This window comes from Halobellus captivus (assembly GCF_007655485.1).
Lineage (GTDB): Archaea > Halobacteriota > Halobacteria > Halobacteriales > Haloferacaceae > Haloquadratum > Haloquadratum captivum.
The window spans coordinates 1-1,603 of sequence record NZ_VJXQ01000017.1 but is presented as its reverse complement, the minus strand read 5'-3'; the positions used below and the strand labels follow the sequence as shown (position 1 = coordinate 1,603).

The window sequence follows — 1,603 nt, the reverse complement described above, 5'->3', positions numbered from 1 at the left end:
ACCTGGATCCCACGCCACTCGCCGTCGACGCCCACTAGGGCCTCGGAGAAGCCGGCGTCCTCGTTACCAGGAACGGCGTCCTGGACGAACCGCATCTGTGCGTAGTTCAGACCGAACTCGTCGGCCCAGTCTTCGTCCATCCCGTCGAGACGGTGGAACTGTTTGACCGCACACTGATCGAGAATCGCTTCGGATTCGGCGTGCTCGAAGAACTCGTCGACCGTCTGGGTGACCAGCCGGATCGAGAGGTCGTGGTGGCGGTGGTGCCGGAAGACAGTCTCTAGGAACGCCAGACTGGCGGCGTCCTGCATGATATAGCGGGCCTCGTCGATGTAGAACACGACCTCCTTGTCCGAGACCTTCGCTCGCTCGTACACCAGCGAGATGAGGAGCTGCATCGTCAGTGCCGTGCTGCTGTCCACGCTCCCTTCCTGCTGGGCGAGATCGAGATAGATGACCTTCTCGTCCCGGATGTCGAAGTCGGATTCTTGGCCGAGATTCCTGTGCCGACCGTCGTCCTCGAAGGGGCGGAGCTGATCGAGCAGCCACGTTGCGTCCTCCTTGATCTTCCCGGCTTCCTCGTCGGACCGCACGACGAACTCCTCGGGGTCGTCGATCATATCCTCGAAGACGTCCATCATATCGCGGATGGTCGGGCTCGGATTGCTGTGCGTGGAGATGTCGTCAGTAATGTCCTGGCGCTTGTAGGCGCGCTTGAGCCCGAGTTCGAGCGTCGTCCGCCGGTCGCCGAGCGAGATACCACGGAGCGCGAAGAAGTTGGTGAGGAAGCTCATCGCGTCGTCGAGCTTCTCGTTGAACGGGCTCGCGTCCTCACCCATCGCCCGCTGGACGTGCTCCGGCGTCTCCCGAATCTCCAGCGGATTCAGACCGAGCGTCCCGCCGACCGTGATCCGTTCGGCGTCGAGGGCTTCCGAGACACCGGCCCAGTTGTTCAGCGGCTCGAGGATGATCCCGATGCGGTCCTTACTCTGCTCGATCGACCGGATGAAGTTCTGCTTCGAACTAAACGACTTCCCCGAGCCGGTATCGCCGACGGTGAACATCGCGTACCCGTTGTCTCGGGAGAAGGGATCGATGACGACCGGGCTTTGGTTGTCCTTGTGAATCCCGAACTCGACGCCGCCCTCCTCGAGGATCGTCGCGTTGTGCGGCGATGAGAGCAACGCGCCGATGGCGCCGCCGAGCGCGATCGACGTCCGGCCGAACTTGTTGTCGCCGATGGGCGCGGCGGACTGGAGAGCGAGATCCTGCCGACAGATAGCCGTCTTCGGCGTGAGGTTCGCCGGGTCGTCGCGGAGCGCACTCTTGACCGTTTGGACAGCGTCTCTGAGCTCATCTTTCTCGTCGGCCCGGACGGTGATGAACATCCCCTGATCGAAGACGTTTGCGCCGTTCTCGACGGCCTTGTACGTCGCTGCGGCCTCGTTGGCGCGCTCTTGGAGATAGGCGCTCCGGATACTCTGTTCGAGGTCAGCATCGACCTGGAGATCGTCAGCGATGTCCTGTAGTTCGTTCCGGGCTCGCTCCTGATTTTTCGGCGTGATGTGGGTCGTCAGATCGAACTGGACGTCGGTCATCTCGA

At 62.2% G+C, this 1,603-nt stretch carries 1 protein-coding gene; it reads right to left on the bottom strand.

What is annotated here, in order from left to right; all coding sequences use genetic code 11:
- The coding region (locus tag FJT57_RS16295) for a VirB4 family type IV secretion system protein (protein ID WP_144906891.1) at positions 1 to 1,603 on the bottom strand (1,603 nt) is incomplete at both ends.